General features: G+C 41.8%; 15 protein-coding genes and 2 pseudogenes. 6 read left to right on the top strand and 11 right to left on the bottom strand.

Annotated features, from left to right (window positions below):
• Positions 1-102: 102 nt before the first annotated feature.
• Positions 103-954, bottom strand: coding sequence for an aldo/keto reductase (locus ACQE26_RS11170; RefSeq protein ID WP_500469398.1), 852 nt, complete (start codon positions 952-954; stop codon positions 103-105).
• Between the two features lie 169 nt (positions 955-1123).
• Between ACQE26_RS11170 and ACQE26_RS11165 the strand changes: the two genes are divergently transcribed.
• Positions 1124-1573, top strand: coding sequence for a MerR family transcriptional regulator (locus tag ACQE26_RS11165; protein WP_500469396.1), 450 nt, complete (start codon positions 1124-1126; stop codon positions 1571-1573).
• A gap of 191 nt (positions 1574-1764) precedes the next feature.
• Here the strand turns inward: ACQE26_RS11165 and ACQE26_RS11160 are convergent.
• Positions 1765-2013 (bottom strand): annotated as a pseudogene (locus tag ACQE26_RS11160) (phage major capsid protein); the annotation flags it as partial.
• Positions 2014-2071: 58 nt separating this feature from the next.
• A pseudogene (locus tag ACQE26_RS11155) lies at positions 2072-2437 on the bottom strand (recombinase RecT); the annotation flags it as partial.
• 111 nt (positions 2438-2548) lie between these two features.
• On the opposite strand from ACQE26_RS11155, the gene ACQE26_RS11150 reads away from it, so the two are divergent.
• The 3 genes from ACQE26_RS11150 (at position 2549) to ACQE26_RS11140 (ending at position 5344) form a co-directional block, all read left to right on the top strand.
• On the top strand, positions 2549-3391 hold the full coding sequence (locus ACQE26_RS11150) for a sialate O-acetylesterase (protein ID WP_438420274.1): 843 nt from the start codon (positions 2549-2551) through the stop codon (positions 3389-3391).
• Positions 3388-3915, top strand: coding sequence for a PadR family transcriptional regulator (locus ACQE26_RS11145; RefSeq protein ID WP_500471486.1), 528 nt, complete (start codon positions 3388-3390; stop codon positions 3913-3915). Before ACQE26_RS11150 ends, ACQE26_RS11145 begins: the two co-directional genes overlap by 4 nt.
• Before the next feature lie 556 nt (positions 3916-4471).
• Positions 4472-5344, top strand: coding sequence for an AraC family transcriptional regulator (locus ACQE26_RS11140; protein WP_500469395.1), 873 nt, complete (start codon positions 4472-4474; stop codon positions 5342-5344).
• A gap of 303 nt (positions 5345-5647) precedes the next feature.
• Here the strand turns inward: ACQE26_RS11140 and ACQE26_RS11135 are convergent, their stop codons facing one another.
• From ACQE26_RS11135 to ACQE26_RS11110, 6 genes are all read right to left on the bottom strand, one after another.
• Positions 5648-6184 (bottom strand): ATP-binding protein, encoded by a 537-nt coding sequence (locus tag ACQE26_RS11135; protein ID WP_060964691.1) that lies wholly within the window; start codon positions 6182-6184, stop codon positions 5648-5650.
• A gap of 163 nt (positions 6185-6347) precedes the next feature.
• On the bottom strand, positions 6348-6566 hold the full coding sequence (locus ACQE26_RS11130) for a hypothetical protein (RefSeq protein WP_500469393.1): 219 nt from the start codon (positions 6564-6566) through the stop codon (positions 6348-6350).
• Positions 6567-6736: 170 nt separating this feature from the next.
• A complete protein-coding gene (locus tag ACQE26_RS11125; RefSeq protein WP_500469391.1) occupies positions 6737-7240 on the bottom strand; it encodes a DinB family protein in 504 nt (167 codons plus the stop codon).
• Between the two features lie 196 nt (positions 7241-7436).
• Positions 7437-7688 (bottom strand): DUF2651 family protein, encoded by a 252-nt coding sequence (locus ACQE26_RS11120; protein ID WP_060965133.1) that lies wholly within the window; start codon positions 7686-7688, stop codon positions 7437-7439.
• Between the two features lie 300 nt (positions 7689-7988).
• Positions 7989-8813 carry an HAD-IIB family hydrolase gene (locus ACQE26_RS11115; protein ID WP_500469389.1) on the bottom strand — a complete coding sequence of 275 codons (825 nt, stop codon included), beginning with the start codon at positions 8811-8813 and terminating at the stop codon, positions 7989-7991.
• Between the two features lie 32 nt (positions 8814-8845).
• Positions 8846-9658: a Cof-type HAD-IIB family hydrolase gene (locus ACQE26_RS11110; RefSeq protein ID WP_500469387.1), complete on the bottom strand. Its 813-nt coding sequence runs from the start codon at positions 9656-9658 to the stop codon at positions 8846-8848.
• 220 nt (positions 9659-9878) lie between these two features.
• Between ACQE26_RS11110 and ACQE26_RS11105 the strand changes: the two genes are divergently transcribed.
• Entirely contained in the window at positions 9879-10604 is a 726-nt protein-coding gene (locus tag ACQE26_RS11105; RefSeq protein ID WP_500469385.1) for a MurR/RpiR family transcriptional regulator, read from the top strand.
• Between the two features lie 136 nt (positions 10605-10740).
• Here the strand turns inward: ACQE26_RS11105 and ACQE26_RS11100 are convergent, their stop codons facing one another.
• Positions 10741-11658, bottom strand: a complete 918-nt coding sequence (locus tag ACQE26_RS11100; RefSeq protein ID WP_500469383.1) for an MBL fold metallo-hydrolase — start codon at positions 11656-11658, stop codon at positions 10741-10743.
• Positions 11659-11704: 46 nt separating this feature from the next.
• Positions 11705-12187 carry a Cys-tRNA(Pro) deacylase gene (gene ybaK / locus ACQE26_RS11095; RefSeq protein WP_438420284.1) on the bottom strand — a complete coding sequence of 161 codons (483 nt, stop codon included), beginning with the start codon at positions 12185-12187 and terminating at the stop codon, positions 11705-11707.
• A 215-nt stretch (positions 12188-12402) separates the two neighbouring features.
• On the opposite strand from ybaK, the gene ACQE26_RS11090 reads away from it, so the two are divergent.
• Positions 12403-13611 carry an MFS transporter gene (locus ACQE26_RS11090; protein ID WP_500469382.1) on the top strand — a complete coding sequence of 403 codons (1209 nt, stop codon included), beginning with the start codon at positions 12403-12405 and terminating at the stop codon, positions 13609-13611.
• Positions 13612-13654 lie beyond the last annotated feature (43 nt).

Genomic DNA, 13654 nt, shown 5'->3' with positions numbered 1-13654 from the left:
ATTGGCGGAAATTTCACAATACACTTAGTATATCAGCTTTCTAATGTCAATAATTGAAATTTCCATTCACCCTCTGTACGCAATTTACGGTTCAATCAAAAGTTACAGATCGAATTTCATGGCGCCTATCGATTTTACAATTTTCGGATCTTGGTGTGATCCGAAAAGACTTTCTCCTTTATCAAGGGTAGAAATTTTTTCGATATCCTCTAAGCTCAACTCAAAATCGAAAATGTCAAAGTTTTCGACAATCCGTTCTTTGCGCACCGATTTTGGAATTGTAACGACTTCACGCTGAACAAGCCAACGCAGCACGACCTGGGCGACGGATTTATTGTGTTTTTCCGCAATGGAAGTCAATACTTCGTTGCTGAACATGTTATTGCGTCCTTCAGCGAACGGTGCCCACGACTCGTGTTGTACTCCCTGCTCTTTCATAAAAGCAGCACTTTCTTTTTGCTGATAGAATGGATGTGTTTCGACTTGATTGACGGCTGGCACGATTTCATTATGCATGATGAGATCCATTAGACGGTCGGGATAGAAGTTGCTGACTCCGATTGCCCTGATTTTTCCTTCGCGGTACATGTCCTCCATCGCACGCCAAGCGCCGTAGTAATCGCCGTATGGTTGGTGAATAAGGTATAAATCAAGATAATCCAGCTGCAGCTTACTCAATGATTTGGAAAATGCGATCTTGGCGCTTTCATAGCCGGCATCCTGAATCCAGAGCTTGGTCGTAATGAATAGCTCCTCACGCGGTACGCCGCTCCGCTTGATTGCACGTCCGACTGCTTCCTCGTTTAGGTAACCGGAAGCGGTGTCAATCAGGCGGTAACCGGCCATCAGTGCTTCATATACTGCGTTTTCACATTCTTGAGCATCGGGGACTTGGTACACACCGAAGCCGATAATTGGCATTTTCACTCCATTGTTTAATGTTACGGTTTGCATGGTAATTCCTCCTATTGTTCAAATGTAGAACGACAAACGGCACGCATCCCGAAAATCGGGCACTGCAGAATGAATTCCGCTGCGGCTGGTTTGCGTTATAATAAGCTTATTATCTTCGTGTAACACGAAGGCAAGCCCTTTTTTTAAAATGTTTAAAGGAGGATTACACATGCATACAGTCAAAGAAGCAGCGATAATAACCGGACTCACCGAGCATGCGGTGCGCTTCTACACGGATAAAGGCCTGGTGCCGAGCGTACGACGCAATAAAAACAATATTCGTTTGTTCGACGAAGAATCAATCAACTGGCTGTTTGGCGTCAAATGCCTCAGGCAATCCGGAATGCCGATTGAAGTCATTAAAACGTACGTGAATCTCTGTCTTGAAGGAGATTCGACCATTCCACAACGGTACACACTCATGATGGAGCATAAAGAAGATGCGCTCGCCCAGCTCGAAGAAGCCAAACAGCACATTGCCCATTTGGAACAAAAAACCGCCCTATATCAGGCCATCATGGAGCACCGCTCTTTTGATACAACCAATCCCGCCAACTGGGAAAAAATACAGCATATGCATAGTGACGTATTTTACTCACCAGATGCACGGAAGGTGTGAGAGATCTTGGTGAGCACACCAATGGCTCTTAAACTCCTAAATTAGAATCCATATTGAATATGCTAAGTTTGATGACATATTATGAGGGATTAAATTTGTTTGTACGGCTATAGGGCTGCAAGTCCTTAAATTTTTTCTTAAGGTTACTTTTCGTTAATTGGAAATTGATAGAAGTCGCATCTGTATGCGACTTCTTGTTCGATTTTGTTTTCAAGTGTGTCATAGGTAATGTTAAACTTCAGCAATTACTTCTTTTGTGCTTAAGTTAACTGTACTAGTTGATGGAACAGACTTTTGATCCTTAGTCAGCGGTCTCCCTGTTGTGCTGCTCTTAAAATATGCTGATCAAAACCGATCTACTCGATTTTCTGTGTGTCATGATCCATTTGGATAACTCGCGCATCTCTTAAAATCGTTGGCGTGTCTGGAACCATTCGGATAACTCATTAATAACTGCTTTTTAGAAAGAATCCCCCACTTGCTCAAAACTGCTTTTCATACAGTCTTAAGAGCCATCGCATGCCAGTCATTTTTCCACCCAAACTCAGACAGACTTACTGAATTTCTTTTTGTGCTTTTCTGCTTGTGACTTTGTCCAGTACACTGTTTTTCGGAAGCCATTTATCAACTCAAAATAAGCTGCATGGCCAATTACTGCATCTGATTCTCGTTTTTCAAAGTCAATCTCTCGTCAGCGGATTCCACTTCTGCAAATCGCCTTCATGAATCGGTATGCAAATGATGGATTTATATTGGCCTGTTCGCAAAGCAAGCTGTATGTACCCTTTATATACAAGCTGGAATTGAACCTATCCAGGCATACCCTAAGTTTTTATCTATAGGCAGGTTGAGTGTAGCTGCCACTGGAACGTTTCTCATACATACTAATAAAACCTTGTTAAAACTTTACAAGACAAACTGAATTGACTATAGTCTAATTAGACCAAATATTGATGTAAAGAAGTGAAAAATTAGATGATAAAGTCTTTTTTAATGTTGGGGCAGTCAAATATGGCAGGCCGTGGATTTTTGAATGAAGTAGACCCTATCTATAATGAAAAAATAAAAATGCTGCGCAATGGACAGTGGCAGATGATGACAGAGCCGATTAATTACGACCGTCCGGTTTCCGGCGTTGGTCTGGCGGCATCTTTTGCAGATGCATGGTCGAAAGCTCATCCCGATGAAGAAATTGGCTTGATCCCTTGTGCGGAAGGTGGCAGTTCATTGAATGACTGGCATCCGGAAGGCATCCTTTTTCAGCATGCTTTGTCCGAAGCCCGCTTCGCCCTCCGATCCAGTCAAATTTGCGGAATCCTTTGGCACCAAGGTGAGAGTGACAGTTATCGTTCGCTGCATGAAACTTATTACGAGAAATTAACCCTTATCATCGAGACGCTAAGAAACGAGTTGGAACTTGATGAGGTACCGTTGATGATTGGAGGGCTTGGTGACTTTCTTGGGAAGACTGGTTTTGGACAGCACGCGATTGAATTTCGACAGGTTAATGAACAATTGCTGCGATTCGCTAATGAACAACCGAATTGTTATTTTGTTACTGCAGCAGGTTTGACTGCGAATCCTGATGGCATTCATTTAGACGCAGCTTCACAACGCAAATTCGGTTACCGCTATTTCGAGGCTTTTTCGAAAAAGTGCCATATCCTGAAACCTATTTCGGGAGAGGAGCAATCACTGAAAGTGAAGGGTGGCTATTCTAAAACAGAACAGATTTACCTTCATAGTATGGATTTGGCTTCGGGCAAAATCACGTACGCGGAATTTGAGGCGCGGATGGCGAAGGTGATGAAACCATAATTCCCTTACTTATCCTTGGCCTGCTCATCCAAAATCCCGGCGCACATGGCTATGAACTTCTGGCCTTAATGGAAAAACGTCATTACAAATACATTGTTAACTTCACGAAAGGTTCATTTTATTACAATCTGCAGCAACTTGAAGAAAAGTGCTTTATTGAACAGATTCAGCAGAAACCCTCAACCAGCGGGCGTGAAATCCGTAACTTTAACGTCACAGAATCGGGAAGGGCAGAATTCGAGAAATTAATGATCAAATACGGCACCAAATCGGAATATGTGAACCTGCAATTTTATGGGGCGTTACTCTTTGCCGATGAATTCGACAAAAATAAATTACTGGATCTGATCCAATCACAAATCGATCAGACTAAAACTCGAATCGAGCTCCTTGATGAATACCTGTCTGTCACTCAAGAAATTCCCGGCACAATCCATTACTTTCGTCGTATGAACGAAAATTCCCGTTCACATCACTTGGTTAATTTAGAGTGGTTCGAAAAATTGAAAGCAGAAATAGAATGAACTATTTCATAATAAAAAAATGCAATGTTAAATATATAAGAAGATGAGTTACCTACATATAAAACCTGTGTCGCAGATATCTCGTAACATCATTGACACAGGTTTTATACTCCTTCTTTAATTAATCAGTAATAGTGTTGTCAACACTTGCCCCCCAACAAGAGCAAGTGAATCTGCTGCATGTTCTTCTTTTTCAATCCTTCGTCTTAATAACCACTTTTTACACCTATTTAGTATTCAAGGAAGTCAACTGTTTCTTCTCCTTCTTCCGCTAAACTGCTGCTTTAGTCGAATAAGCAAAAGTGATCTCCCTTAAGGAGGAATCACTTGCGAAAAGTCGGATCTGACATCCTCTTATTTTCTTTTTAATATAAAACAATGATAACTTTCTTTCATCTTATGAAACCCAATCAGTTATGAGGTGTTTTCATTAGCTGTACAAATACAGGGGAATAACTTAATTTATTACATATAAGTTATCCTGCAAAACTGTGCACGGAATGTCGGGTAGATACATTTCGCTCCTGTTATTCTTTTGTTAAAGGAGGTCAAATAAATGGATTCGCTTAAAAGGATGAATAGCGCATTAACGTATATTGAAGAAAACCTCACGAACGATATTGATTTCAAAGAAGCAGCAAGGCTTGCTTTCTGCTCTGAATATCATTTTAAAAGGATGTTTTCCTTCCTTGCAGGTATTTCATTATCGGAATATATTCGTCGCAGACGTCTTACTCTTGCAGCTTTTGAACTTAAAGACAGCAGCGTAAAGGTGATTGATCTTGCAATAAAATACGGTTATCACTCACCAGACTCTTTCGCAAGAGCATTTAAACATTTGCATGGCATAAGACCATCAGAAGCTAAACATAATGGCCATTCACTTAAAGCTTATCCGCGAATGACTTTCCAGTTATCAATCAAAGGAGGAAATGAAATGAACTATCGCATTGAAGAAAAAGAGGCATTTCGCATCGTCGGCATAAAAAAAAGAGTCCCTATTTTGTTCAAAGGAGTGAATCCTGACATTGCATCGATGTGGGAAAGTTTAGATGAAGCAGCAATCAATCAACTAAAAGAGCTTTCTAATGTAGCGCCTGTAGGACTCATTAGTGCATCCACGAACTTTTCTGAAGGCCGGACAGAGGAAAACGGAGAGCTTGATCACTATATTGGCGCAGCCACAACGAAACATTGCCCAAATCATCTATCACAGCTTGAAGTCCCTGCTTCAACGTGGGCTGTATTCGAAGCAGTCGGATCATTTCCGAATGCACTGCAGGAAGTATGGGGGCGGATTTATTCCGAATGGTTTCCATCGTCAAATTATGAACAAATTGAAGGCCCAGAAATACTGTGGAATGAGCATAAAGATGTAACATCACCATCTTTTAAAAGTGAAATTTGGATACCCATTTCAAAAAAGTAATATATCTTACAGGAAGGGGGCTCATCCCTTCCTCACTAACCCGATCTGCAGCAATATTGATGCCGCTAAATCTACGAATTGAGTTTTTTAATGAGCAGAGCCGTTCTTACAGAAAATCTAAATTGAAGTGTCCTATTGCGTTTTGATGCTCTGCATCGCGCCTCTTATTTTCCGCTTTAACGTCCGATCCTTTCTGCAATTGCTTCTGCAAAGTCTGACGTTGATGATTGACCGCCAAGATCTCCCGTTTTGATTCCTGCCTTCACGGTTTCCCGAAGTGAGTTTTTCTATGCTTCCGTTAGTTTAATTAGAATTCAAATAATCCAAGACACGATCAACTCTTTCATTGACTGAGTAATCTCCTTCAATTTTTAACACTGGACAAGATAAATCTGCCATCCAATGTTCGTGTAAAGCTTTACTTCTAACTTCCATACCAGCATTATCATATAAAGAAGCCCACTCTAAAAATGTTTTTGATTCTTCATATTTACTGCCGCCGGCTAACACTTCGTTTCCATAACGTTGAAATTCCCTATGCCTTAATCTTTCAAGCCGGATATCTTGCGGAATCCATAAGAAGATGACAAGGTCAAATTCACTTTTTAGATCATCGCCCCAGCGGCACACTGCGCCAGAAAGAATCCATTTCTCATTTATTGTTAAGTCTTTTTCAAGCAGCTTTCTTCTTTCAGGAATTTCTCTTTTTTTAGTGAATTTATCTGTCCAATAGTAATCATCAGTATCAAGATGCGTATGAGGCAAATGCTTTGATAATGCAGCACCCAATGTTGAAGTGCCGACTCCAGAGGCTCCCAGTATGTGAATCTTATTTTTCATAGTTCCCCCTCCTTATGAAGCAACGAAACTCCCTGTCCGCTGCACAAGGTTCTGACTATTATTTTAACATAAATCCCCAAAATCTTTGCTTTTCTAGGGGAATCCAGATGCGTGTTAAAACCATACTGCTTACGAACTTCATGGTCATTTTCAAACAGAATGATTAACTTTCTCTGCGGCCTATTTTAATATCCTCATACACTTTCTCAAAAGTCTCAATTGGCAGCAAAAACTTAGTTGTTTTCTCGTTACGCTCATTGACCACGATCTCAATTTGATTATTTTTTTGTTCAAACTCAATAAGTGCATTCTCCCATTTATCTCTGATTGAAATAATACAATTTCCATTTTTCTTTTCCTTTTTCTTATAAATGTAATTCACCTTAACTCTCCTTTCATTGATCGACAAAAGGTTCCGGAATAAGGAAGCTCCTCAAAAAAAAGATCACACTCTTTATCAAGTTTGATCCTTTACCCTTTACAGTCATCCCACCGGCCAGGTCATTTGTTCATTCGAGTATTTTTAATAGGTTTACTTCTTTAAAAGTTTGGTTACATTTCCGGAGCTTCCAACCCAAACTTTGTCCATTCCTCTTTTGCCGGGCCATAAATACCCGGAACAGGTAAACCCGCCTGTCTCATAAGGACAGTCATTTGTCCCCGATGATGACTTTGATGTTGAATTAAAAACAGTAAAAGTGAACCATTTGGCAACTGCTGACCCATAAAGCTGATACGTTCTTCAAGTGTATCGTCAGTCCATTGCGTTTTTAACGCCTGCACGAACGCATTGCTTGCTTGATGATAGCCGTCAGCTATCAACTGGGCCGAAGCGGGAACAGGATAATCTTCAGCTGGGGCGTGAAACGTTAAATCTGTGTTTGATGTAATGATGCGAATAGCAGCAACAGTATGCCAAGCAATACGGCCTAAAGTCCAGTTCTGTGAAGTGATTTCTTGTTTTAGTGATTTATCAGTCAGAGTATTTAATAGTTTCTGTGTCGCATCGGCTTCGAACTCCCAAGATTTCAAAAAATGGTCTAAGGTTTGAAACATAAAAATCCTCCTTTTTTCCATGCGCCTCGCGTTCAATAATAGTGCTCCGTTAAGTTAAAACTTTAAACAGACCTGTCTAATGACATTCTTAATAGAATGCCCGATCTGACAATAACATCCAAAACAAGAATCCGACAGATCACTCTATACTTCTTTTTCTTCAATCGATAAAAAGAAGTATAGCTGTTCAAACAGGCTAATAGTTTCGCTTTGCAAAAGTCGATATCGTCTTAGTGATTGAACCGGAGATAAAACAGCTTCCCGTCATCATAGCCACCCAAATCAAAAATGTCGGCTCGGCACCTATTACAATAAACATAAATATCAAGGACAAAATGAAAACAATAACAACCATCATCCATACTTTTTTGAAGATAAAATATCCTAAAATCCCCAACAGAAAAGAAGCTGCCGGAAGAATGATGAGAATGATATACGCAGGACTCAACAGCGGACTCATACAAACACCTCCTCATGATTTCAAAACGGGGAATTTCCTGTTTTGTTCAGCGCTTTGTCTAATATATCAAGTGATATGAAGTAATTTTCTCCATCTCATCATTACGTTCTATTTCATTTATTACATATTACACCAATATATTCAATCATATATAGATATTTATTCATTTTTGAAATATCGGGAGTGTATTAAAGAGGAAGTAATTGCAGAAAAAAAAGCAGCCTTCGGATAGTCTGCTTTTTTTCGTCCCCTAGTAAGTCCTGCCGCACCGACTTCAGCACACGCGATTTACCCATGGGATGTCTTCATGTTCTGTTTCTGCAGCGCTAATATTCTCATAATCGTGTGCATGACGCCGCTTTCCTCATTTGATTTAATGACAAAATGTGCCGCATCTTTTATTTCGTCAATGGCGTTTTTGACCGCAAAGCTGTAGGATGCCGCTTCCATCAATTCTTTGTCATTGCGTCCGTCTCCGAACGCCATTGTTTCATCAGGTGAAACCCCTAACAATCGCTGCAGTTCTTGTACGGTTGTTCCTTTGTGTATTCCGATATTTGAAATGTCCATCCAGGTGTCTTCTGATGCTACAATATATAATTGATGAAAAAATGCATGCAGCTTTTCTCTCGTTTCCTGGCAGTTGGCGTCGGGGTCATGAACCGTAATCTTGATAAAGTCGTCTTTTATCTCAGTGAAATCAGCTATTTTCGTTACATGAGCATAAGAGGCATTCACGAATTTCATTTCACTTTCAGACAGGTTCGCTTTCACCATCGCGCCTTTTTTGGTGCACGCAATAATGCTGTGCCCGCAGCTGATTTTTTCCAAAACCTTTATAATTGACAGTCCCGCTGCATTGCTGATCAAAGATTCATATACGAATTTGCCGTTCTTTTTCATACGCGTGGCACTGTCTCCTAAAATCCAAAAATCTTTCGCATCTTCTCCGAATAAAGCCTCCACCCTTTCACACTGCTTTCCGGTACAGAGGGCGAAAGCGACATGCTGTTCCGCCATTACTCTTTTAGTCTCTTCAAATAATGTTCGGTCAAAATCGCCTTGATTATTTAAAAATGTGCCGTCTAAATCCGTAATCACTAACTTAATCATCGTTCAGCACCTCCGCAGCTAAAACGTCTTTTTCAGACAAACGGTTTTTCATCTTTGAGAATGGCATCAATCGCGTTTAAGACCCCTTCTTCATTGTTTGATTGTGTGATATGCGCGGCAGCCTGTTTAATGCTTTCATGCGCATTGTCCATGGCGACTCCGTATTTCACGGCGGACACCATCTCCAAATCATTCCCGCTGTCTCCGAAGGCCGCACATTCTTCATCATTTATCCCCCATTGTTTCTGGAGAAGCTTCATCCCGCTTGCTTTATGAAGCCCCGGCATGATGAGATCTATGTCACCGTGCCCGCTTGATACAGGCGTGACGAAAGATCCGATGGCGTTTTTCAAATGGCTCAGAAGTGCGGAACAATGTTCGGCGGGAAAGCTGATGGAAAATTTAAAAATGTCATCATCGATGTTTTCAAAATGCGGCACCCTTTTTAACACATGATAATACTTACCGGCATGCAGATATTCATCTTCACCGGCATTTTCATGAATATACGCGCTTTTTTTTCCGCAAACAATGATGTTTTTCACATCATACCGCTTTAAAGCATCGAATACCGCTTGTATTGTATCTTCAGACATTTTACCCGCGAATAATTCTTCTCCGGCATTCACGACGAAAGCGCCATTCTCAGCAACGAAAGCAATTTCACTTTCGATTTCCGGAAAGAAAGATTTCAGCTGGGCATATTGGTTGCCGCTTGCTACGGCAAATTTAATTCCCCGCGCTTTTAATTCACGATACTGGTTCATAAAACGCTCTTTGTTATATGCCATTTCATCATTCAGAAACGTCCCGTCCATATCAACGGCTATCAGCTTAACACCCATATTGTCCTCCTTTTTTCAGACCCTTGAAGAAATGATTTGAATAGCGTATGAACGAATTATATCCGCAGTTTATTCGTCCCGTAAATCATTGGGTGACGTCTTGTTCTGAATGACACAATAAGTGATTTGTCACGGATATATAACGCTATGTTTCTTTTAAAATGATATGTTACGATTAGATGTACATTCACCATTCTCATGAAAAGGAGAATCCCCCTGCATGTTCACACACGAGATGATTGCTTCATTTAACGAGCTTGAAACTTCTTTATACAACTATATTTCTCAAAACAGCGAGAAAGTCGTCTATATGCGGATCCGTGAGCTGGCAGATGAAACCCATGTATCTACGGCTTCTATTTTACGTTTCTGCAAAAAAATAAACTGTGAAGGGTTTTCAGAATTTAAGGTCAAGCTGAAAATGTATGCGGAGGCAAATAAAAAAACAAATGTAAAAAGTCCCCATCATTCCGTTGCCGAATTTTTTGAGAGAACAATGAGCAGGGGCATGGAAGAAAAGCTGAAGAAAGCCGCAGCCCTTGCGGCGGATGCAGAAAGCGTCATTTTTATCGGAGTGGGAAGTTCGGGAATTCTTGCCGAATACGGAGCCAGATATTTTTCATGCTTAGGGAAACTCTCCATGTACATTAAAGATCCTTACTTTCCGGTCCATTCCCATTTCCGCCAAAACAGCATAACAATCGCTCTGTCGGTTTCAGGTGAAGGCCACTCTACGGTCACTCATCTGAATCAGCTGAAACAAGAAGGCAGCCGGGTCATCAGTATTACAAACCATAAACACTCGACCATCGCCAAAATGTCCGATGTAAATCTTTCATATTACGTGACGGAAGAATGGGTTGAAAATGCGAATATCACCACCCAAATCCCCGCCATGTACATACTTGAATCCATGGCACGCGAAGTATACAAGCTGAGAAAATAAACATTCATGCAAAATACCCCCAGCAAGAGAACTGGGGGGCAGGAAAATCGATATGTCAAACAGCTTAGGCTGAACCAGAAACTTTAAACAGCCGAACAGCGGTTTTTCGTCCCGGAATTGGCTTCTTCTCTATTCGTTACAGCCAAAATGTTTCTCCGAGCGCTAATGCTTTCAGTTTTTCCGGAGGTAATGCAAGTCGGTCCCATTCGCTGTGCAGTCTGCTTGATGCTTCCGGGCCTGTATCATCAGCAAGCCGGAATGCCCCGTAATGCATGGGAATGAAGCTGTCAGCCTTCAGCTCCAAAAACGCTTTCACGGCATCTTCCGGATTGATATGTGACACTTTCATAAACCATTCCGGTTCGTACGCGCCTATCGGCATCAGAGCCGCCTTAATATGAAACCTTTCTTCGATTTCTTTGAAGCCTTCAAAATAGCCTGTATCTCCTGCAAAATAGATGGATTCACCGTTTTCGCTTTCTATGACCCAGCCTCCCCAGTGAGAGGTATCGGTATCCCAAAGCGTTCTCCGTGTCCAGTGCTGGGCAGGCACAAATGATATGTTCACTCCCCGCATCTCGAAACGATCCCACCAATTCATTTCAAACACCTGTTTGCAGCCTTTTTTGATGAACAGCTTTTTCAGTCCTGCAGGCACGTAAAAATCCGGATTTCCTCTCAGTTTTTTTATACTCGGAAAATCAAGATGGTCATAATGCCCGTGTGAAATGAGCACGGCATCAATCTCAGGCAGTTCGCTCAATTCGTATCCGGGATCTGTCAGCCGTTTTTGAAAGCCCATCCGCCGCGCCCATACAGGGTCGGTGATCATGTTAAGCCCTTGTATTTGGATCAGAAATGAAGAATGGCCGATCCATGTAATAGCCGTTTTTGTCCGATTGACGGCAACATCATGAACATCCCTGCCGGCCGCTTTCGGAATGTTCTCGCTTAAGTCTTTACTTTTCTCTCGTCGTTCCTTCATCCATTTCCACATGTCCCTGAATCTATGTTCATTCTTCACGCCATTCAAGTTTTCGTATCTTTTTCTCATGATCATTCTCCCTTGAAACGTGTATTTCGTTCGATTCATCGGACATTTATACAATGTCTGTAAAGGATGCCCGGCTTGCTGCGGCTAAATCTTGAGGCGCTAATTTCACCTGCAATCCGATTTTCCCCGCACTGACAATCATAAACTCCAGTGTTTCGGCGGAATTATCAATAAAAGTCGGAAACCATTTTTTCATGCCGATCGGAGAACAGCCTCCGCGCATATAGCCGGTGATTCTCAAAAGGTCCTTCATGGCAATCATTTCTATTTTCTTCTCACCTGCTGCCTTTGCAGCCTTTTTCAGATTCAGTTCCTTTGCAACGGGAACAACAAAAACGTAATAACGCTCTGTTCCTGCCGATGTTACTAGCGTTTTATAGACATTTTCGGCAGGATATCCGATTTTCTCCGAAACGGAAAGGCCGTCTGCAGGCTGTCCCCCATCTGTTTTGTAACTTAATAGCTCATAGGAAATGTTTTGCTGTTCAATGATACGGACGGCATTTGTTTTAACTGTTTTTTTCGCCATGGCGCTCCTCCGTTACCTGTAGTTCTTTCTGTTTTATATGATCTTTTTTAGCCGCTGCAATGAAACTGTCAATTTGATGATGAAGGTTCATTTTCGGCTTCTCTCCTTCCTTCATAACCTATACGCATTAATTCCATAGTTATTATAAATTAGACACATTGAAATGAAAAGCGTACGATACACATATAAGCAACAGTGAGAAAAGAGGGACATTCATGACGTTTATTCAGCCTCATACAAAGGCGTACAGAAAGGCCAGCTTGGCTCTGTTTATCAGCGGATTTGTGACATTTGCCACGCTTTACACAACACAGCCGCTTTTGCCTTTGTTTTCGGAAGAGTTTCATATTTCCGCTGCGGCCGCCAGCTTAACTTTATCCATCTCAACAGCCGTTTTGGCATTTTCATTATTGGCAGCCGCTTCGTTATCTGACGGATTCGGCAGAAAAAAATTGATGGTGCTGTCGTTAACCGCCACTTCTGTTTTAGGTCTATTAACAGCGTTCAGTCCGGCTTTTCCGGCGCTTTTGGCGATGAGAGGTCTGCTCGGTATTTTTCTGGCAGGCGTTCCGGCTGTGGCTATGACATATGTAGGCGAGGAGTTTGATCCGAAGGGCCTTGGGAAAATGATGGGCCTGTATATCAGCGGCACAAGCATCGGGGGAATGAGCGGGAGGCTGTTAACAGGGCTTCTGACCGATTTATTCGGCTGGCGGCCGGCGCTTGCCATCATCGGCATTCTTTCTATAATATTAAGCTATTTGTTTTGGCGTTTTCTTCCGGCTCCGCGCCACTCATCTCAGCGGCATGCGGGCGTAAAAGCGGCATTTAAAGAATATGGAGCGGTCATACACCGCAAGCGTCTGCTTTTATTAATATCTCTGGGATTTATATTAATGGGGAGTTTTGTCACTTTATATAACTATATCGGTTTTCATCTAATGGCTGCTCCTTATCATTTGTCGCAGACTGTGATCGGCTTTATTTTTATCGTCTATCTCGCGGGAACGTTCAGCTCTGTCTATATGGGGAAAAAAGCGGACCTTTTCGGAAGCTCAAAAATGATTAAGATTGCGATTTTGATTATGCTGGCCGGTGCAGCGGTGACACTTTTGCCCCAGCTTGCCCTTAAAATTGCGGGCATTGCCGTGTTTACCTTCGGCTTCTTCGGCGCACATTCAATTGCAAGCGCCTGGGTCGGCCGGGCAGCCGGTGATCATCGCGCGCAAGCTTCTTCATTATATCTGCTTGCATATTATATCGGTTCAAGTGCGGCTGGGTCTTGCGGCGGTTTCTTTTGGACGCATTTTCATTGGATCGGCATCATTTCTTTTATTTCGGCTTTGCTGGTATTGTCTTATCCGGTTTTATTTATGGCGGAATTCAAAAAAAGAAAACATAGCCGCCTGCATATAAATCAATAAAAACATTAAAGGTTTGTGTCTTTTGTCCGATAATAAAAATAAG

The sequence above is a fragment of the Bacillus sp. 5RYD7K genome, assembly GCF_059831465.1.
The sequence above is the reverse complement of the archived record's forward strand: the minus strand, read 5'-3'. Positions and strand labels throughout refer to the sequence as shown.

Bases quoted from the DNA above. Each gene is read 5' to 3' on its own strand.
- ACQE26_RS11125 (WP_500469391.1), bottom strand. From the start codon at position 7,240: ATGTTTCAAACCTTAGACCATTTTTTGAAATCTTGGGAGTTCGAAGCC.
- ACQE26_RS11135 (WP_060964691.1), bottom strand. From the start codon at position 6,184: ATGAAAAATAAGATTCACATACTGGGAGCCTCTGGAGTCGGCACTTCA.
- ybaK (WP_438420284.1), bottom strand. From the start codon at position 12,187: ATGGCGAAAAAAACAGTTAAAACAAATGCCGTCCGTATCATTGAACAG.
- ACQE26_RS11115 (WP_500469389.1), bottom strand. From the start codon at position 8,813: ATGATTAAGTTAGTGATTACGGATTTAGACGGCACATTTTTAAATAAT.
- ACQE26_RS11105 (WP_500469385.1), top strand. From the start codon at position 9,879: ATGTTCACACACGAGATGATTGCTTCATTTAACGAGCTTGAAACTTCT.
- ACQE26_RS11140 (WP_500469395.1), top strand. From the start codon at position 4,472: ATGGATTCGCTTAAAAGGATGAATAGCGCATTAACGTATATTGAAGAA.
- ACQE26_RS11150 (WP_438420274.1), top strand. From the start codon at position 2,549: ATGATAAAGTCTTTTTTAATGTTGGGGCAGTCAAATATGGCAGGCCGT.
- ACQE26_RS11100 (WP_500469383.1), bottom strand. From the start codon at position 11,658: ATGAGAAAAAGATACGAAAACTTGAATGGCGTGAAGAATGAACATAGA.
- ACQE26_RS11170 (WP_500469398.1), bottom strand. From the start codon at position 954: ATGCAAACCGTAACATTAAACAATGGAGTGAAAATGCCAATTATCGGC.
- ACQE26_RS11165 (WP_500469396.1), top strand. From the start codon at position 1,124: ATGCATACAGTCAAAGAAGCAGCGATAATAACCGGACTCACCGAGCAT.
- ACQE26_RS11090 (WP_500469382.1), top strand. From the start codon at position 12,403: ATGACGTTTATTCAGCCTCATACAAAGGCGTACAGAAAGGCCAGCTTG.
- ACQE26_RS11110 (WP_500469387.1), bottom strand. From the start codon at position 9,658: ATGGGTGTTAAGCTGATAGCCGTTGATATGGACGGGACGTTTCTGAAT.